The following is an 18341-nucleotide window of genomic DNA, read 5'->3' on the forward strand; positions in this document are numbered from 1 at the left end:
AACATCTTTACCAAATTATCCCTTCATTAGGCTACAGTTAACTCATCTGACCTGTTAATAAAATCCCGAATGGGAGTATAATAATGAGCAATTTCCCACACCTTTTTGCCCCACTTGATTTAGGCCATACCGTCCTAAAAAATCGCATCTTGATGGGCTCAATGCATACTGGGCTTGAAGAGCACCCACAAGGCAGTGAGCGGCTAGCACATTTTTATCGCCTACGCGCTGAAAATGGTGTCAGCCTCATCATTACCGGTGGTATCGCCCCCAATCCAGAAGGGGCACTTACCGCTCATGGCGCGGTATTAAACGATAAAAACCAGCTTTCATTTCATCGACAAATCACAGATGCTGTCCATCAAGCAGATGGTAAAATCGCCTTACAAATCTTGCATGCAGGGCGTTATGGGCTGCACCCTAAATTAGTTGCGCCAAGCTCAATTCAAGCAGAAATTATTCCTTTCGCCCCCCGAGAGCTCTCAACTGGTGAAGTTGAAAAAACGATTGATGACTTCGTGACAACCGCCAAGCTAGCTCAGCAAGCTGGGTATGATGGTGTTGAAATTATGGGTTCCGAAGGTTATTTAATTAACCAATTCATTACCAAGCGCACCAACCATAGAACTGATGAATGGGGTGGGAGTTACATAAACCGAATTCGCTTTCCCATTGAAATCGTGCGACAAATAAGGGAAGCCGTTGGGGAGAACTTTATCATTATTTATCGACTTTCCATGTTGGATTTAGTCGAAGAAGGCTCAACATGGGAAGAGGTTGAATTTCTTGCCAAACAAATTGAAAACGTAGGTGCCAGTATGATCAACACCGGTATTGGTTGGCACGAAGCTCGAGTACCGACGATAGCAACACAAGTTCCCCGTAGTGCATTTAGTTGGGTTACGCAAAAATTAATGGGAAAAGTGAATATTCCGCTGATAACCACAAATCGCATCAATGACCCCTTTGTTGCAGAACATATTATTGCCAATCATCAAGCAGATATGGTTTCAATGGCCCGGCCGTTTCTTGCCGATGAAGCGTTTGTTCGTAAAGCCGCAGAAAATCGAGCAGATGAAATCAACACCTGCATTGGCTGTAATCAAGCCTGTCTCGACCTTATCTTTAGTGGCAAGCTCGCCAGCTGTTTGGTTAACCCACAAGCCGTTAGGGAAATGGATTACCCCAATGAAAAAGCGCCACAGAGTAAATCTGTCGCAATTGTTGGCGCAGGGCCTGCTGGGTTATCTTGTGCAATTTACGCGGCAAAGCGTGGGCACCGAGTCACTTTGTTTGAAAAATCTAACCATATAGGTGGTCAATTTAACCTCGCTAAACAGATACCCGGCAAAGAAGAATTCCATGAAACCATCCGTTACTTTTGCCGCCAATTACAATTATTGAATGTTGATGTACGCCTTGAACAACAAGCTGATGTTGACTGTTTATCGGGATTTGATGAGGTCATTATTGCAACAGGCGTCGTCCCACGAAAAATCCAGCTCGAAGGGATTGACCATCATAAGGTCATTTCTTATATCGATGTCATCACCAAACAACGTTCCGTGGGGAAAAGCGCCGCCATTATTGGGGCTGGGGGGATTGGGTTTGATGTTGCTGAACTGCTAACCCAAGAAGGAAAAAGTAGCAGTTTAGATTCATCACTATTTAATAAAGAGTGGAATATTGATACCTCGATCCATTCAAAAGGTGGTGTATTTCCCCCACAAAAAACCCCGATAGCATCAGCTCGCCAATTGTATTTATTACAGCGGAAAAACAGTAAAGTGGGAGCAGGCCTCGGTAAAACAACCGGTTGGGTACATCGTTTATCACTAATGAAACGCGGTGTTCAAATGCTAAATGGCGTGGAATACATGCGAGTTGATGACGAAGGGCTCCATATTCGCTATCAAGATAAAACACAGTGCCTGCCCGTTGATAATGTCATTTTGTGTGCAGGGCAAGAGCCTTACTGCCCATTAAAAACACAACTAGCAGAACACGGGATCAACGCCCATGTGATTGGCGGTGCGGATGTTGCCGCAGAACTGGATGCACGCCGAGCAATTGAGCAAGGGATGAAAATTGCGTATCAGCTTTAATTTTTCTGCTCCGTTGTTCGGGATTTTCGCTAGGTTTTATCACATATTCAAAAATAAAGGCAGAGATTGCTTTCACAGTCCCTGCCCTTTCTTTGGTTCACACAATTAATCACGATGAGATAACAGCGCTTCCGCGTTAGCCAGTTTTTCGTCTTCCGCTAAGCACACAGCCGCAGTAAATAACACATCGGTTGAAGAGTTAAGCGCTGTCTCAGCTGAATCTTGTAATACGCCAATCATCACCCCAACCGCGACCACTTGCATCGCAATTTCATTTGAAATACCAAACATATTACAAGCCAATGGGATCAGCAACAGTGAGCCACCTGCAACCCCAGAGGCCCCACAAGCGCATACTGCAGCAACCACGCTTAATAATAGTGCCGTTGGGATATCCACTGGTACACCTAAAGTGTGCACAGCGGCTAGCGTCAATACCGTAATTGTTACCGCAGCGCCTGCCATATTGATGGTTGCACCTAATGGAATAGAAACAGAATAGGTATCTTCGTGTAAATTCATACGACGACACATCCCCATATTTACAGGGATATTCGCTGCTGAACTACGTGTAAAGAATGCAGTTACCCCGCTTTCACGTAAGCAAGCTAAAACTAATGGATATGGGTTGCGTTTCATTTTCCAATAAACAATCAGTGGGTTAACAATAAAAGCAACGACCAACATACAGCCAATTAAAACAGCGAGAACGTGGATATAACCTTTTAAGGTTTCAAAGCCAGTCGTTGCGATAGTGGAAGCAACTAAGCCAAAAATCCCTAAAGGCGCTAAGCGGATCACAACACGTACCAGCTGTGTTACCGCATTAGAAAAATCATGAACTAAATTTTTTGTGGTTTCATTTGCATGGCGCAATGCAATACCCAACCCAATCGCCCACGCTAAAATACCAATATAATTGCCCTTAATCAGTGCATCGATAGGGTTCGAAAATATATTGATTAGCAAACCTTTTAACACTTCAGCAATATTTCCCGGTGGATTTAGCTGTGTATCACCGACCACTAACACTAAATTTGATGGAAATAGAAAAGAACCAATAACGGCGACAACCGCGGCAAAAAATGTTCCCAAAATATACAAGACCAGTATAGGTTTGATATTGGTTTTTTGACCTTGACGGTGGTTAGCAATAGATGACATCACTAACACCCATACTAATACAGGCGCAACAGCCTTTAATGCACTAACGAATAAATCCCCTAACAACCCGACATTTTTTGCAGCAGATGGCCATAACCATGCAAGCAAAATACCTGCTATCAAGCCAACCAGTATCTGCTTGACTAGACTACCTTGGCTAATAACTCGCCATAACCCTGTTTTATTTGTATCCATAATAGACCTATATTATTTATCTTTATTAGGAATTAAATGTGTTTGCACAGCAAGTATAAGGAATAATAGTCGCCTGAAAAGGCAATTATTCAAAATATACACAATGATTGACTTTGTTTAACAAACATTTTACATAACTGTGATCTCAATAGAGTTTTGTTTCTTATAGTAGAATGGTATGACTAAAATGGTTGAGTGTTTTCAGAGGGTTAAAAAAAATCCCCTGCTTCACAGCAGAGGATTTAAAAAATGAAAAAGGTAAATTAATTTTTTGCTTCATTACGTTTATTAACAATGGCATTAATAACCAGCGTTATAACTAAGATTGACGCAATCACGCCCAATGAAATTGGTGTTGGGATGTGGAAAATATCAATCAATAGCATTTTTATACCGATAAAGCTTAAAATCACCGCTAAACCGTATTTTAACATTGAGAATTTCTCAGCAACTCCAGACAACAAGAAATACATGGCACGTAGGCCTAAAATAGCAAATAAATTCGATGTTAAAACAATGAATGGGTCAGTTGTTACCGCAAAAATAGCGGGTATGCTGTCCACTGCAAATATCACATCACTAATTTCAACTAAGATCAGGACTAAAATAAGTGGGGTCGCAAATAAAACGCCATTACGTTTAATGAAGAATTTTTCACCATGCAATTCATCTGTCATACGTAAATGAGAACGAACCCATTTGACTAACGGTTTATCGGTAATTGGCGAATCATCTTCTTTAGCAAAAGCCATTTTCAAACCCGTAAATAGCAAGAACAAGCCAAATACATATAAAATCCAGCTAAATTGCGTGACTAACCAACTACCTGCAAAAATCATAATCGTACGAAGTACGATAGCGCCTAATACTCCATAGACCAACACTCGACGTTGTAAATTGGCTGGGATCGCGAAATAACTAAATAACATTAACCAAACGAATACGTTATCAACAGCTAATGCTTTTTCCAATAAATAACCCGTTAAGAACGCCATGGTTTGGCTGTCGGCAAACTCACGCCCCACGTTCTCATTAAGATACCACCAAAAGCCTGCTGCAAAGAGCAGTGAAAGAGTTACCCACACAATACTCCAAGCCGCAGCTTGTTTCATCGACATTGCTTGGCCCTTGTGTTTCCCTTGCCAGAACAAATCAATGAGCAACATAAGTAAAATAATAACGGCAAAACTACCCCATAAAATCGGGTTACCAACTGAGTGCATTTTCCTTTCCCTTAAAAAACAAAAAACGGCTGATATCCAGAAGACATCAGCCGCTTAAAATTCGTTAACCACAAGTGATTTCTTTAGGTTGTAAATTATGAGCAAACCTCGCCTTCTGGCAAGGTCTCACTTACAACACAAACACCCAGAAAATAGGGAACTGTGGTGCTCGGCTACCGGGTGTAATGTGTACACCGTAATGACGATAAACCGACAAGAAGAAGTTACTCCCCTTTGCTATGGCGATAAGATACGGTAAATAGTCTTAAAATGCAATAATTAGCCGTTATTGTTTTATCGTTATTTTCTTACATTAAAAGATAAATTAACCAGTATATTTAGTATACCTTACGTAAAAAAACAGGTTAAATGCCATTTTTAAGCACTTTACATCGTTACATACCACACGATAAATTGTAAAAATAAGCCAAAACTTAAATGAATTCTAAAAATAAGCTTAAAATTTGCTGTTTAGTTATTTTCTGTTTTGTTAAAGTGAGCGTGCTTTACACTAACAGCCTGAGGAAACACTACTTTCACTTTGGCATTCACTTAATCCATTTCTCCCTGCCCAACAACAAGTTTGTTGTTGTTATTGCCGTTTAGGAAACATTAATGGAATTAGTTAGAGAACTTTTTTTCGCCCTTTGGCACCAAGATTATGTCACCCTATCTAACCCTGCGTTAGTGTTCGATTTACTTCATGCTGTTTGCTATCTTGTTTCTTGAAAACGGGGTATTGCCTGCAGCGTTTTTACCTGGCGATAGCTTATTGATTTTAGTTGGTGTACTCATTGCTAAAGGCACATTAAGTTATCCGCTCACTATCGTAATTTTAACCGCTGGTGCTAGTTTAGGCTGTTGGGTAGGTTATATACAAGGCCGATGGCTGGGGAACACACGAATTGTTAAAGGCTGGCTTGAGCACCTACCTGAACACTACCACCAACGCGCTTATGGTTTATTCCACCGTCATGGCCTCGCTGCACTACTCATTGGCCGTTTTTTAGCGTTTGTCAGAACCCTACTGCCAACTATTGCAGGACTTGCAGGCTTGCAAAATGGTCGTTTCCAAGTATTTAATTGGTTAAGTGGCTTACTGTGGGTGTTAATTTTGACTGCGATTGGTTATGGCTTTGGTAAAAGCCCGATTTTCCTACAATATGAACATCATATTATGAATATATTGATGTTGATCCCTGTAGGGCTACTGATCCTTGGCCTAATTGGTAGCATTGCCGTTGTCGTCAAGAAAAAGTTTTCAAGTAAAAAAGCAAATTAATCCTCCGTGCGGGAACGCCCTGTTCCCGCATTTTCATTTTTACTTAATTTTACCTCTCAATGTTTCGGTTCATCACGATAAAGCTAATTCACTGAAAATAAAAATATTTACCTTAATACTATTTTTTACATTTTTTCTGAACCCACCATTTATTATTGAATAAGTCATTGCACTTAATGTAAAAACGGTTATTGTTAATACAGTAAAGTTTCTTTTCTATTGATAGGAGGTTCTATATGTCATCAAGTCATTCATCAGAAGACCTACGCGCAGAACTCAAAGCGTTAGCTGACTCTCTTGAAGCCGTATTGAATGATACGGGCGAGAAATCGAAAGAAGAGATTGAAAGCTTGAAATCCAAAGCGAAAGACGCACTTTGCTCATCTCGCGCTAAACTCGGTCAAACGACTGAAAGGATCACTGAACAAACAAAAGAAATTGCGGGTCGTGCAGACAACTATGTCAAAGAAAACCCATGGACTGGTATTGGTATCGGTGCTGCGGTTGGTGTGGTTCTTGGCGTACTTCTCGCGAAACGTTAATTGCTTATGGAACAAAATCAACAACGTCAGGGCCCCGGTAAAGGGGTCCTTGAAATACTACAACGCATTGCCAGTATCACCGTTAATATCGTTGAAACTCGCCTTCAGCTCATTGCCGTTGAGCTCGAAGAAGAAAAAGTTAATTTTATCCAGTTGCTGTTGTTAGTTGGGCTAGCGCTTCTTTTTACTGCTTTTGGCCTAATGTGTCTAATTGGACTCATTTTTTGGTCTGTAGACCCTGTTTACCGCTATCAAGCACTGGCTATTACAACAGGGTGCTTGGTTCTACTCGCCATTGTCTTCGCCATTTGGGCTCTCAAAAAAGCGAAAAAATCTACCTTATTGAGCTCCACGCGGGAGCAACTAAGCCAAGATGCAAGTGCATTAGCAGGTAAGGATAATGACCAAAAATAGACGCCAATTACTTGCCGCAAAAAAACAGCGATTACTCAACAGAATTGAGCAGCAACGGAATGACCTTGCTGCAAGTTCTGAAGATTGGCTTCATGTGACGGCCCCTTATGACCGTACATGGAAAACCTTGGTTACCTTCCGCCCTTTATTTATTGCGGCAACAGGCCTGCTTTCAATTTATTCACTGAAAAGACCACAGCGCATACTCCAATTAGGGAAAAAAGCCTTCACCATGTGGGGTATAGCAAGAACAATTCAAAGTACGATCAATGCAGGAAAGAAATAGTTTCAATTAAAATCAATATGTTAAATTAAACCTCTTCAATTTAGCTAGTTCCCTCTACATCTACATTCAATTTTTTTGACCATCATTGTTAATAAGCTTTGCTTTTTATTGAATAAGCAAATGACTACTATAAGCCCATCAAATGTTTTCTTACCTATTTGTGCTGAAAACAACACTACAAATCGATATATATCACAAAAAAATTATATTTAATGGCTTATTAGTCTGGAGAATTTCAATGAAAAATTTAGAAAATGGTGCGGTATTGTTAGCTCGCATTATGATGCCGGTTCTGTTCATTGTCGCTGGGTATGGAAAACTGGGAGATGCATACGCAGGAACACAACAATACATGCAAGCGATGGGTGTTCCAGGCTTTTTATTACCTTTAACCATTTTATTAGAACTTGGTGGCGGTTTAGCTATTCTGTTCGGTTTCTTAACTCGAACTGTTGCCCTATTTACTGCAGGCTTTACCGTATTAACGGCGCTACTGTTCCATATCGACTTTAGCGTGGCACCAAACAGCTTAATGTTTATGAAAAACTTTACTATTGCTGGGGGCTTCTTACTCTTAGCAGTAACCGGCCCAGGGAAATTTAGTATTGACCATTTATTAAATAAAAATGGTAACTCCGATTTCATTATCACCCTTATTGATTTAGTTTCATTTATCCGTCCAATTTATACCTCCTTCGGGAGGTATTTTTTTGTCTAAAATAAAGGTATTAAATCAGTTGAAGAGAAAATCACTTAGATGGGGCATTTTCAGTTATTGTTTTAGGAGCTGCATAATCAAACACACTCGTAAACTCTAAATAGTTTGAGTTGTAGGTAGGTGGCAAATTGAGTCATCCCGTGAGCATACATAAGTATGTGACTCGGGTGACTCAATGAAGCCAACACCCCTACGGCTCAAAATATAACGAGTTTACACTCTAAATAATTTTGGGATCTCTCGGAGACACCACGACTTAGCCTCCCCCATACTATCTCTACGCCACGCCATAATAATATTCGTCTCATGGCTATACTCTGCACCAACCACCTTCAAACGCCCTTCACGAATATCTTGTTCAACTATGGGGTACGGCATTGTCGCAACACCCAGGCCTGCCAATAACGCGTTGTGTTTATCTTCAATCGTCGACACCGTTAATCGTTGCTGCTTATCCAACAACTGCACCGTTATCACGGGTCGCTCACGTGCGGTATCAGCCACGGCGATCCCACGGTACTTCACTCGAGTCGCATCAGATAACGGTTCAGGCTCTTGATGGATGGGATGATCTGGACTCGCTACGTAAATATGGTTAATGGTATATAACGATTTAGAGTTAATCTCTGAAGATGACCGGAAATGCATATCAGGGGCAATCACGATATCCGCTTTACCGCTTTCAAGTCGCTCCCATGCCCCCGCTAAGACCTCAGTAATCAAAGATAACTGGGTTTCTGACTTTTCCGCCAATCGTTCCACCAGCGGAAAAAGAGAATGAGCAGGAACTAACGCTTCGCACACAATGGTTAAATGTGTTTCCCATCCTTTGGCAAGGGCCTCTGCGTCAGATGTTAGCTTATCAGCGGCTTCAAGTAGGATCCGACCTCTATCAAGTAGCATCCTACCGACATTAGTAAACTTAGTTCTATGCCCTGAACGGTCAAATAAAATGACATCAAGCTCTTCTTCTAATTTTTGCATGGTATAGCTCAGCGCAGAAGGGACTCTCCCCAACTCTTCAGCGGCTGCAGCAAAACTACCACGGCGATCGATTGCATCCATAACTCTTAATGATTCAAGCGTTAATGCTCTCTCTTTACTCATGAAGCTTCTCTTTCAGGAAATTTGAACAAGGGAAACAGATTAACTGGCTAACAATTCAACGTCCAGCTATTTATTATAACAATAGATTATTAACTTATTTATTTTTGATGGGGGGTAACCATTATGATGATACTGAGACCCGCTAATCATTGCGGCAAAGCTGATTATGGTTGGCTACAAGCGCGTTATTCCTTTTCATTTGGCCATTATTTTGACCCAGACTTTATGGGTTTTAAAACACTCAGAGTGCTAAATCAAGAAGTTATCGCGCCACAAAATGCATTACAGCCAAGAACCTACCCACATGTCGATATCTTAAATATCATATTAAAAGGGCATGCGGAGTATCGTGATAGCTCAGGTAATACTATCCAAGCGAATGAAGGGGAATGTGTGCGTTTTTCACCGCGCCCAGATCTCAGTTACAGTGAACAAAATGTGTGCCCCAAAACACCGCTAACACGTTTACAGCTCTGGCTCAATGCTTGCCCACAGCTAGAATCGTTACCTTTGCAAAAAATAACCATTAATGAAAATGAGAACAGACTGATCGCATCTCCTGACGGGGAGCAACAAAGTATTCAATTACGTCAACAAATTTGGATCACCCAAATTCATTTGGCAGCCAATGAATCATTAGTGATAACGCTAAAAGGAAGAAACTCATTCCTTCAATCTATACATGGTGGAGCAACATTGCGTACACCAAAAGGCGAGCAGTTAGGAATGAATTGCAATGACGGGGCGTTTATCCAAGACGATAATCAAGTCATCATTAGTGCAGATAAACCGTTTAGAGGTCTATTAATCGACCTTGGGGAATAAAAACCAGTCCCTTCCAGCTATAACAGCATGAAATTTGCGAACAGATCCGCAAATTTCATGATTTACATATCCTACATATTGACATGCTTGTGTTAGAGTCCTGCCATTAGCGAGCAAAAAATACGTGACTTTCTTGCTCAAATGCTTTTTTGTTTTGATTTTAAAGGTGTTTCCGTGGCTCTATTCACTCAACAGCGACATAATCAAATTTTTGCTCAAATTCTTAATGAGGTTGTGCCTCAAGACGAATTAGCAAAAAACTTTTCGGTTTCTACTCGAACGATTCGTTCTGATATCAATGAAATCAATGAATTGATACAGCCATATAGTGCACATATTGTGTATGAGCGAGGTCGTGGTTACCGGTTGAAAATTGAAGATGAAGCCCTATTTGCCACTTTTACGCAACAAAATGATGAAGACAGCCATATTCCTCGCACGAGCAAAGAGCGCATTGATGCCCTGCTATTAAAACTCTTAATGCTATCACTCCCCGTAAAACTTGATGATATCGCTGAAGAGTGGTTTATCAGCCGCGGTACATTACAGCAAGATATGGGCGCGGTACGAGAACAGCTCCAAAAATACCAAATTGCGTTAGAAAGCATTCCTCATCAAGGCATTCGTTTAAACGGTAGCGAGTGGGCGGTTCGCGCTTGTATGACCGAAACTTTATGGCGTCGTTATTCCGCACAGATAACGCCTGATTTATCCACTTTCCGTCCAGATTGCCTTGATAATTTAGACCTGACATACATCGATAAAGTTTTGCATAACAGTATGAATCGCTTTGATATTCGCATTAGTAATGAAGGGCATTTGTACTTGGTTTTTAATTGTGCAGTCACTATTTTACGCATCACTCGCGGACATGAACTCACCACCGCTGTCAAAGATGATGACAGTGAAGAAGCGATCCGCAAAGCCTGTGGTGAAATATCTAAAGGGTTAATCTACTTCCTTGGCAATGACTTGTCAGGCGCAGAGCTTAGCTATTTACATGACCAAATTATCGCCCAACGCATTAGTCACCAAGACTCAAGCACGCAAAAAAATGGAACGCATAATGAGCTATGCGAATATATTTTAAGTTATATTAATGAATTATATAATTATGATTTGCGTAACGATGAAAAGCTCAAAAAAGATCTCAATACGCATCTCGCTGCGTTGATCACTCGCTTGCAATACCATATTTCCACACCAAACCCATTACTTTCTGATATTAAACAATATTATCCTTTTGCTTATGATGTCACACTGAGCGCGTTGACCAGTGCCAGCAAGCAGTTACTCCCTCATCCTATTAGCGAGGACGAGTTAGGTTATTTAGCGGTGCATATCGGTGTCAGTCTTGAAAGAAATTATGGCGCTGGCTCTATTCGCCAAACGGAAGTACTGGTGGTAACAGATGCTGGAAACTCCACGTTTCGCGTGGTTGAATCTAAAATCATGCGTGAATTTCCACAACTCAAATTTAGCCGAGGGTTAACGCTACAAGAGTATGAGTCCTTGGATGAAGTCTCTGAAGATTTCGTCATTACCACGGTGCGAATTTCAGAGAAAAACAAACCTGTCATTAAAATCGCGCCTTTTCCAACCCCCTATCAGCTAGAGCAAGTTGGCCGCCTAGCGATGGTTGACCAAACTCGCCCTTATATTATCGAGCGTTTTTTTGATGAACGGTTCTTCATGGTCATCAATGAAAAAATTAGCCAAGAAGAACTCTTTCAAATGGTTTGCCACAAATTACAGCAAGAAGGTTATGTCACACCCGATTTTTACCCTTCACTGCAAGAGCGTGAATCAATTGTGTCCACTTTGCTTGGGGAAGGCATTGCATTGCCCCACTCTTTAGGACTACTCGCCAATAAAACGGTAGTTGCAACCGTTGTCGCCCCCAAAGGCATTGAGTGGAATAAAGAAACCAAAGAGAACGCTTATGTCATTTTCTTACTGGCAATTAGCAAAACAGACTATGAAGAAGCAATGGCTATTTATGATTTATTCGTTACCTTTGTAAAAGAAAAAACGACTCGTCGCTTAGTCAGCGTCAAAAATTTCAATGAATTCCAAGTGATAGCTAAAGATAGCTTAGCGCGTATTCTTTAATTTGATAGCAACTTCCACTTTGTAGTGGAAAAGAGGGAGTTGCTAATTTTTACGTGATCCTAGCCACAACTCTCGCAAATATTTCCCTATCCTAAACGATCTGTTTTACACACAAAACGACTAAGTGGAAGCAATTACAACTAATATAAAATAATTTCCATTTATAATTTCCACTTTCTTTTCCAGTTCATTTTTTTGTTTCCATTTTGTAGTTAAAAAAATAATCAATTGATAAATAACATATTTTATTCACGCTATTGTTATTTTTATCCTTTTTAGAGAGTTGATTGATGTCAATTTTTCCACTTAACTTCCAAATAGAACAAAAAATACACCAAATATACACTCTTTAGCTTCCAAACAATTTCCACTTACAAGTGGAAATTCCCTGCCTGCAAAAAATACGAATAAGCGTCTAATGTATAAGACATGAAGAAACAGAGTAGTCTAACTTGCAATATTACTTTGGATTTTAAATAGTTATGAGTGAATCAGTTGTCGTTTTTAAAATGTTAGAACATAACCTTGATATTGATGAGGTGACACAAAAACTGCTAGCAGTGATTACTGACTGGCTCAAGCAGGAGGGCTGCTACACCACAGATGTACAACAACAAATGTTGGAGTCTCATTTACGTGCCATGGTTGGTAGAGCAAAAACGGGTGAAGCCTTACCAGAGGTCGATATCAGCTTATTCGATGAAATTTCTGAACATTCGATAGCGCTCGCACAACGGGTTGTTGACACACTTCCCGGTTTAGCACCTGAAGAGACCTATTTACTCTCTGTTCACTTTGAAGTCGCACGTTCAAATGATTAATTACTAATTTTGTAGGATTTGGAGAATATTTTATGAAACAGATCGTTGTTGTTATCGGTGACCGTTTAGGTAAAGGCCAAAAAGTAGCTGCAGGTGTTGAAGCTGCGGGTGGTAAAGCGGTTGTTGTTCCGGGTGTCGCTGCTGACATGAAACTCGGTGATGTGATGAACGCAGAGCAAGCCGATTTGGGTATCTCATTTTGTGGTAGTGGTGGCGCTGGCGCAATCACAGCACAAACTAAATATGGCTATAAAGCTCGCTATGGGATGCGCTCTATTGAAGAGGGAGAAACCGCGATTGCAGATGGTTGCAACGTACTAGGTTTCGGTTTTATGGACAAGGAAGAGTTAGGCGAGCGCTTGGTAAAAGCATTCAATAAAAAATACGGCAACGCTTAATGAAAAAATCTATCGAAACGGTTGTGCGGGTTACAGGGCAAGGCGACACTAAGCAAAAAGCAATAGCTGACGCCTTAAATTCAATTCAAAAAACCGTACTGAAAAACAGCACAGACATCATCCTACGGATAGAACCAAAGGATGTTGAAGTGATTAGTGCTCACTCTCATTCGCGGACAGAAAAATTTCTCTTTCTCTTTTTGCCACGCAAACGTGAACATTTTCGTGTTGTACTCGACGTTTCGCTGGATGTCACTTTACTTTCTGTCAACGAAATACCATTTACAGAACAATAATAGCAATCAGGTCTGGAGTTAATTCCATGAGTGAAACTGCATCTTTTTTAGAAATATTGGGTATGTCCCTGATTATCGGTGGGCTTTGCGGCTTTGGCTTAGGCGCAGGGGCTGCGCGTATGTTCCACGCACCAACCGTACAAGGTATGGGGGCATTCCGTACATTGGGTGAGCTGAACGCGTGCGAAGGCGACCCAGCTTCTCACTTTTCTTTCGGCTTAGGGTTCTTCTTTAACGCATGGGCGTCGTCAGTTGCCGCAGGGGCATTTACACAAGACGTTGACCACCGCATCATCCCAAACTGGGGGGCCGCAGCGCTACTAACCAAAAACCGTAGCGTTGCTGACACACTGCATAACCCGAAAAAAATGGCTATCGCTTGTGCCATCATCGGGGCATTAGTAGTCGCCTTCTTAAACACCACCGCTTCTGCTGTTCCGGCTGCTCTGCAAACAACAGCCATTAATGTACTAGTGCCTGCCGCAAACTTGCTCGTTAACACAGTGATGCCTGTTATCTTCTGGTTAGCCGCGATGGATGCAGGCCGTCGTTCAGGTTTCTGGGCAACGCTATTTGGTGGTTGCGCCCAATTAATCATGGGGAATGCCATCCCTGGTTTAGTTTTAGGTATCTTGATTGGTAAAGGCGTTGATGACAACGGCTGGAACCGTATCACTCGCACAATGATGGTAACCGTCGTTCTACTGTTCGTTCTTAGCGGCTTCTTCCGTGAATTCGATCTGAAGATGATCACCTCTTTCAACCTAGATAAACCATTGTGGCTTGAATACGTCCACGGTCTGCTGAGCGGGAAATAATCATGACAACTGAAATTAACAAACAAGATTTTTGGTATGCAGAGTGGTCCTTCCCGATTTTTGTCGGGCTGTTATCCGCAGGGATCTTCGCAGGTACCCACATGTATGTCGTCTACGGCTTTGGGGCATTTAACGAAGTGGCGTTCGTTGCCATGTTACGTGCAGGGCTAGATACCGGCGTATATGGTGCGGTTGCCGCATTTGGTGCGAGTTTCCTATTTGCTCGGATTATCGAAGGCTCACTGGTGGGTATTTTAGATATTGGTGGCGCACTACAAACTGGTATTGGCCTCGGTGTTCCTGCCTTATTTTTAGCCGCGGGTTGGGATTTTTTAGTCACTAACTTTTGGATGTCGTTACTAACTGGCTTATTCCTTGGCGTATTAATCGGCTTACTGATTGTATTTGCACGTAAATTCACGATTGCTCAGGCTAACTCAACCTTTGGTGCTGACGTCATGATGGGCGCGGGTAATACCTCCGGCCGTTTCTTAGGCCCATTGATTATTTTAGCTGCGATGGCCGCATCTATTCCAATCGGAATTGGCTCTTTAATTGGCGCATTGATTTTCTATGTATGGCAAAAACCCGTTGCCGGCGGGGCAATTTTAGGGGCGATGTTGTTCGGTTATTTCTTCCCAATCGTCGCCTAACTCGTATCCTCCCGGAGCATCAGCTCCGGGTTACTGAATAACATCATTAAAAGCAGGCTCGAAATAGTTCAAAGAGTAGCGTAAGAGTAACCAATAACGCTGCGGTTGACATCATTTAGAATACGCACTTAAGCATACTCTAAATAATTCAAATTGCAGCTAGGCGGCAAACGACGATATCCCTAGGAGCATACACTAGTATGTGACTAGGGTAGCGGAAGTGCTGCCAACAACGCTGCGGTTTGAAGTATGACGAGTATGACGAGCACCGAATATAAAGAGGGCAACTATGTACTATTCTCTAATCATCAAGCAAGCTAAGCGTATCGATGGCACTATTATCGATATTCTCATCAAAGATGGAAAAATCGAAGCGGCAGGTCCTGAGTTAGCCTCCAACCAACAAGCTGACAAGATCATTGATCTCCAAGGTAAAACCTATGTCAGCGCCGGATGGATTGATTCTCATGCACACTGTTTTGTTGAGTCGCCTATCTACTTCGATGACCCTGATTTAGCAGGAGCTGCTGGCGGAGTTACCTCACTGGTTGATGCAGGTAGTGTCGGTGCTGATGATATAGATAAATTTTATCAGCTCACCCAGAAATCAAAAACGAATGTCTTTTCTCTACTGAATATTTCGCGTATTGGCATCATTGCACAAAATGAACTGTCCGATATGAACAACATCAATGAAACCTGCTTTCAAGACGCTATCGAACGCCACTCAGGCTTTGTCGTTGGTATGAAAGCCCGTATGAGTAAAAGCGTGGTGGGTGAAAATGGCATTGCCCCACTGGTTAAAGCCAAAGAAATGCAAAAAAAACATCACCTTCCACTCATGGTACACATTGGTAATAACCCACCTAATATCGATGAAGTCGCTGATTTACTGACGCGCGGCGATATCATCACTCACTGCTTTAACGGTAAGCCCAATAAAATTTTAGGTGAAGATGGCTACCTAAAACCATCAATTGCTCGCGCCTTAGCACGCGGTGTCATATTAGATGTTGGCCACGGCGGTGAAAGTTTCAGCTTTAAAGTTGCCGAACAAGCCATGCGTATCGGCACTTATCCTGACATTATCAGTTCAGATATTTACCAGCGCAACCGCGTTAATGGCCCAGTTTATAGTCTCGCTTTTGTAATGACTAAATTTCTGTGTATGGGTTTTAGTGCGGAACAAGTGCTTCGCTGTGTGACCGAAAAAGCGGCCGATTTCTTATCTTTGCCAGCGAAAGGGTATTTAAGACCAGGCTTTGATGCCGATATTACCCTTTTTGACCTCAAAGAAGAGCAAACTGAGCTCACTGATGCAGAAGGCGAACAGCGTATAGGCACACACCGCTTCGTACCGTTGGCCGCTATCGTTGGTGGAAAACACATTATTCATGCACAAGGTGAATCCGAACATGCAATCGATTTATGATAAGTATCAGTTAAAACACGTTATTAATGCTTCTGGCCGCATGACAATTCTGGGTGTTTCAACACCAACGCCAGAAGTTGTCGAACGTGTTGCTTACGGTCTAAATAATTACTTTGAAATTAAAGATTTAGTTAACAAAACTGGCGAATATATTGCGAGTTTATTAAACGTTGAAGCGGCAGTTGTTGTTTCCTGTGCATCTGCCGGTATTGCACAAGCTGTTGCAGCAGTGATTATAAAAGATGATGATGATTTACTGCTCAATTTGCATTCATCCGACAAAGTTGTTCCACGTGAAATTATTTTACCTAAAGGCCATAACGTTAACTTTGGAGCCCCTGTCGACACAATGGTGAGCTTAGGTGGTGGTAAAGTGGTAGAAGCGGGTTTTGCTAATGAGTGCAACGCAGCTCAATTAGCGGCAAAAATCACCCCCAATACCGCTGCTATTCTGTATATCAAATCGCACCATACCGTACAAAAAAGCATGCTAACGGTTGAACAAGCCGCCAAAGTGGCTCATGACCACCAGCTCCCCCTGATTGTTGATGCGGCCGCTGAAGAAGAACTCACGGCTTACTACCAAGCTGGTGGCGATATTGTGATTTACAGTGGCGCAAAAGCGATTGAAGGCCCAACAAGCGGCCTTGTTATCGGTAAAAAGCAGTATGTTGAATGGGTCAAACGCCAAAGCCAAGGTATTGGCCGCGCGATGAAAGTGGGTAAAGAAGGTATTTTAGGTCTGACACTCGCTATCGAACAGTACCTGACTGCAACAAAAGAAACTGGCGCAGAGATGGTCAATCGAATGAGTAAATTCATCAGCGATTTGAATGCAATTAAAGGTATCTCCGCGCAAGTTGTCTGGGATGCTGCAGGTCGTGATATCGCCCGCACCGAAATTAGCTTTGATGAAAAAACGATAGGCAAAACCACTTACCAAATTATGGCTGAATTAAAGCAAGGTGATACCGCGATTTACTTCCGCGAATACAAAGCCAACGAAGGAAAAGTGGAAGCTGACATTCGCAGTGTTAGCACTGAGCAACTTGATGTTATTTCACAGAATATTCGTTTGTTAGTAGAAGGAATTTAAAATGAAATTGTCACCAAATTTTTATCGTGACCGTGTGTGTTTAAACGTTCTGGCGGGCAGCCATCAAAATGCAAAAGATATCTATGCCGCCGCAGAAACCTTTGTTGTTGTTGGTGTTTTATCTAAAAATTACCCTGACTTAGAAAGCGCGATTGCGGATATGCGTATTTATGCCCAAGAAACGGATAATGCTTTATCGGTTGGTCTGGGTGCTGGCGATCCAAACCAATCAACCATGGTATCGTTGATTTCAAAAGAAGTGCAACCGCAGCACGTTAACCAAGTATTTACTGGCGCTCCAATTAGCCGTGCACTATTAGGCCAAAACGAAACCTTCGTGAATGCACTCATATCACCGACAGGAACAGTGGGTATGGTAAAAATTTCCACAGGCCCATTAAGTTCTCAAGCGCCAGAGGGCATTGTGCCGATTGAAACTGCCATTATGATGCTTAAAGACATGGGAGCTGATTCTGTTAAATTCTTTAATATGAAAGGGTTAACTTATATTGAAGAATATAAAGCCATTGCCAAAGCATGTGCTGAATTTGATTTTTCTTTAGAGCCTACAGGCGGTATTGATTTAGATAATTTTGCCGAAATATTGCAAATTGCCCTCGATGCAGGTGTGAAGAAAATCATTCCTCATATTTATAGTTCAATCATTGATAAAGAATCGGGCAATACTCGCCCAGAAGATGTGCGTCAATTATTGCAGATGGTTAAGCAAGCGGTTAATTGATGCAGTAGTAAGTCGTAAATAAGAAAATAAATATAAGCGAAACGTTATAATATAAGTCATTGTCACAATGACGAAACAACAAATCCCCCACTCATCAAGTGTGAGTGGGGGA

Annotated in this window: 17 protein-coding genes and 2 pseudogenes; 16 read left to right on the top strand and 3 right to left on the bottom strand. The window is 41.8% G+C overall.

What is annotated here, in order from left to right; all coding sequences use genetic code 11:
- Positions 1–83: 83 nt before the first annotated feature.
- Positions 84–2105 (top strand): NADPH-dependent 2,4-dienoyl-CoA reductase, encoded by a 2022-nt coding sequence (locus tag M1E86_RS16020; protein WP_213913094.1) that lies wholly within the window; start codon positions 84–86, stop codon positions 2103–2105.
- Positions 2106–2210: 105 nt separating this feature from the next.
- Here the strand turns inward: M1E86_RS16020 and sstT are convergent, their stop codons facing one another.
- On the bottom strand, positions 2211–3464 hold the full coding sequence (gene sstT / locus M1E86_RS16025) for a serine/threonine transporter SstT (RefSeq protein WP_426099155.1): 1254 nt from the start codon (positions 3462–3464) through the stop codon (positions 2211–2213).
- Between the two features lie 263 nt (positions 3465–3727).
- Positions 3728–4687: a TerC family protein gene (locus tag M1E86_RS16030; RefSeq protein ID WP_125890390.1), complete on the bottom strand. Its 960-nt coding sequence runs from the start codon at positions 4685–4687 to the stop codon at positions 3728–3730.
- A gap of 615 nt (positions 4688–5302) precedes the next feature.
- Between M1E86_RS16030 and M1E86_RS16035 the strand changes: the two are divergent.
- The 5 genes and pseudogenes from M1E86_RS16035 to M1E86_RS16055 form a co-directional block, all read left to right on the top strand.
- Positions 5303–5969, top strand: a pseudogene (locus M1E86_RS16035) (DedA family protein).
- 236 nt (positions 5970–6205) lie between these two features.
- Positions 6206–6511 carry a DUF883 family protein gene (locus tag M1E86_RS16040; protein ID WP_125890393.1) on the top strand — a complete coding sequence of 102 codons (306 nt, stop codon included), beginning with the start codon at positions 6206–6208 and terminating at the stop codon, positions 6509–6511.
- Positions 6512–6517: 6 nt separating this feature from the next.
- Positions 6518–6925, top strand: a complete 408-nt coding sequence (locus M1E86_RS16045) for a phage holin family protein (protein WP_213913095.1) — start codon at positions 6518–6520, stop codon at positions 6923–6925.
- Positions 6912–7211, top strand: a complete 300-nt coding sequence (locus M1E86_RS16050; RefSeq protein ID WP_125890395.1) for a YqjK-like family protein — start codon at positions 6912–6914, stop codon at positions 7209–7211. The genes M1E86_RS16045 and M1E86_RS16050 overlap by 14 nt, the downstream gene beginning before the upstream one ends.
- A gap of 238 nt (positions 7212–7449) precedes the next feature.
- Positions 7450–7836, top strand: a pseudogene (locus M1E86_RS16055) (DoxX family protein); the annotation flags it as partial.
- A gap of 306 nt (positions 7837–8142) precedes the next feature.
- Here the strand turns inward: M1E86_RS16055 and M1E86_RS16060 are convergent.
- Positions 8143–9036 carry a LysR family transcriptional regulator gene (locus tag M1E86_RS16060; protein WP_125890397.1) on the bottom strand — a complete coding sequence of 298 codons (894 nt, stop codon included), beginning with the start codon at positions 9034–9036 and terminating at the stop codon, positions 8143–8145.
- A 123-nt stretch (positions 9037–9159) separates the two neighbouring features.
- On the opposite strand from M1E86_RS16060, the gene M1E86_RS16065 reads away from it, so the two are divergent.
- The 10 genes from M1E86_RS16065 to dagF all read left to right on the top strand — a co-directional run bounded on the left by M1E86_RS16065 (position 9160) and on the right by dagF (position 18229).
- Positions 9160–9861 carry a pirin family protein gene (locus tag M1E86_RS16065; RefSeq protein ID WP_125890398.1) on the top strand — a complete coding sequence of 234 codons (702 nt, stop codon included), beginning with the start codon at positions 9160–9162 and terminating at the stop codon, positions 9859–9861.
- A 141-nt stretch (positions 9862–10002) separates the two neighbouring features.
- Positions 10003–11973: a BglG family transcription antiterminator gene (locus M1E86_RS16070; RefSeq protein ID WP_125890399.1), complete on the top strand. Its 1971-nt coding sequence runs from the start codon at positions 10003–10005 to the stop codon at positions 11971–11973.
- Positions 11974–12455: 482 nt separating this feature from the next.
- The gene (locus M1E86_RS16075; RefSeq protein WP_125890400.1) at positions 12456–12794 is read left to right on the top strand and encodes a transcriptional antiterminator; all 339 of its coding nucleotides are present in this window, start codon (positions 12456–12458) and stop codon (positions 12792–12794) included.
- Between the two features lie 32 nt (positions 12795–12826).
- Positions 12827–13192: an SFCGS family glycine-rich protein gene (locus tag M1E86_RS16080; protein WP_004258177.1), complete on the top strand. Its 366-nt coding sequence runs from the start codon at positions 12827–12829 to the stop codon at positions 13190–13192.
- Positions 13192–13488, top strand: a complete 297-nt coding sequence (locus tag M1E86_RS16085; RefSeq protein ID WP_004258180.1) for a DUF4312 family protein — start codon at positions 13192–13194, stop codon at positions 13486–13488. The genes M1E86_RS16080 and M1E86_RS16085 overlap by 1 nt, the downstream gene beginning before the upstream one ends.
- Positions 13489–13514: 26 nt before the next feature.
- Positions 13515–14306 (top strand): DUF4311 domain-containing protein, encoded by a 792-nt coding sequence (locus M1E86_RS16090; RefSeq protein ID WP_125890401.1) that lies wholly within the window; start codon positions 13515–13517, stop codon positions 14304–14306.
- Between the two features lie 2 nt (positions 14307–14308).
- Complete coding sequence (locus tag M1E86_RS16095; RefSeq protein ID WP_004258187.1) at positions 14309–14959, top strand: DUF4310 family protein; 651 nt, start codon at positions 14309–14311, stop codon at positions 14957–14959.
- A gap of 289 nt (positions 14960–15248) precedes the next feature.
- Positions 15249–16391, top strand: a complete 1143-nt coding sequence (locus M1E86_RS16100) for an amidohydrolase/deacetylase family metallohydrolase (RefSeq protein ID WP_213913097.1) — start codon at positions 15249–15251, stop codon at positions 16389–16391.
- Entirely contained in the window at positions 16375–17487 is a 1113-nt protein-coding gene (locus M1E86_RS16105; RefSeq protein ID WP_125890403.1) for a DgaE family pyridoxal phosphate-dependent ammonia lyase, read from the top strand. Before M1E86_RS16100 ends, M1E86_RS16105 begins: the two co-directional genes overlap by 17 nt.
- Position 17488: 1 nt before the next feature.
- Entirely contained in the window at positions 17489–18229 is a 741-nt protein-coding gene (gene dagF, locus M1E86_RS16110) for a 2-dehydro-3-deoxy-phosphogluconate aldolase (RefSeq protein WP_125890404.1), read from the top strand.
- Positions 18230–18341: the final 112 nt, after the last annotated feature.

Source organism: Providencia sp. PROV200 (assembly GCF_049901995.1).
GTDB lineage: Bacteria > Pseudomonadota > Gammaproteobacteria > Enterobacterales > Enterobacteriaceae > Providencia > Providencia rettgeri_E.

Coding starts and splice junctions, on each gene's coding strand:
- M1E86_RS16030 (WP_125890390.1), bottom strand. CDS start 4,687: ATGCACTCAGTTGGTAACCCGATTTTATGGGGTAGTTTTGCCGTTATT.
- M1E86_RS16075 (WP_125890400.1), top strand. CDS start 12,456: ATGAGTGAATCAGTTGTCGTTTTTAAAATGTTAGAACATAACCTTGAT.
- M1E86_RS16090 (WP_125890401.1), top strand. CDS start 13,515: ATGAGTGAAACTGCATCTTTTTTAGAAATATTGGGTATGTCCCTGATT.
- M1E86_RS16095 (WP_004258187.1), top strand. CDS start 14,309: ATGACAACTGAAATTAACAAACAAGATTTTTGGTATGCAGAGTGGTCC.
- M1E86_RS16050 (WP_125890395.1), top strand. CDS start 6,912: ATGACCAAAAATAGACGCCAATTACTTGCCGCAAAAAAACAGCGATTA.
- M1E86_RS16100 (WP_213913097.1), top strand. CDS start 15,249: ATGTACTATTCTCTAATCATCAAGCAAGCTAAGCGTATCGATGGCACT.
- dagF (WP_125890404.1), top strand. CDS start 17,489: ATGAAATTGTCACCAAATTTTTATCGTGACCGTGTGTGTTTAAACGTT.
- M1E86_RS16070 (WP_125890399.1), top strand. CDS start 10,003: ATGCTTTTTTGTTTTGATTTTAAAGGTGTTTCCGTGGCTCTATTCACT.
- M1E86_RS16065 (WP_125890398.1), top strand. CDS start 9,160: ATGATGATACTGAGACCCGCTAATCATTGCGGCAAAGCTGATTATGGT.
- M1E86_RS16060 (WP_125890397.1), bottom strand. CDS start 9,036: ATGAGTAAAGAGAGAGCATTAACGCTTGAATCATTAAGAGTTATGGAT.
- M1E86_RS16020 (WP_213913094.1), top strand. CDS start 84: ATGAGCAATTTCCCACACCTTTTTGCCCCACTTGATTTAGGCCATACC.
- sstT (WP_426099155.1), bottom strand. CDS start 3,464: ATGGATACAAATAAAACAGGGTTATGGCGAGTTATTAGCCAAGGTAGT.
- M1E86_RS16045 (WP_213913095.1), top strand. CDS start 6,518: ATGGAACAAAATCAACAACGTCAGGGCCCCGGTAAAGGGGTCCTTGAA.
- M1E86_RS16105 (WP_125890403.1), top strand. CDS start 16,375: ATGCAATCGATTTATGATAAGTATCAGTTAAAACACGTTATTAATGCT.
- M1E86_RS16085 (WP_004258180.1), top strand. CDS start 13,192: ATGAAAAAATCTATCGAAACGGTTGTGCGGGTTACAGGGCAAGGCGAC.
- M1E86_RS16040 (WP_125890393.1), top strand. CDS start 6,206: ATGTCATCAAGTCATTCATCAGAAGACCTACGCGCAGAACTCAAAGCG.
- M1E86_RS16080 (WP_004258177.1), top strand. CDS start 12,827: ATGAAACAGATCGTTGTTGTTATCGGTGACCGTTTAGGTAAAGGCCAA.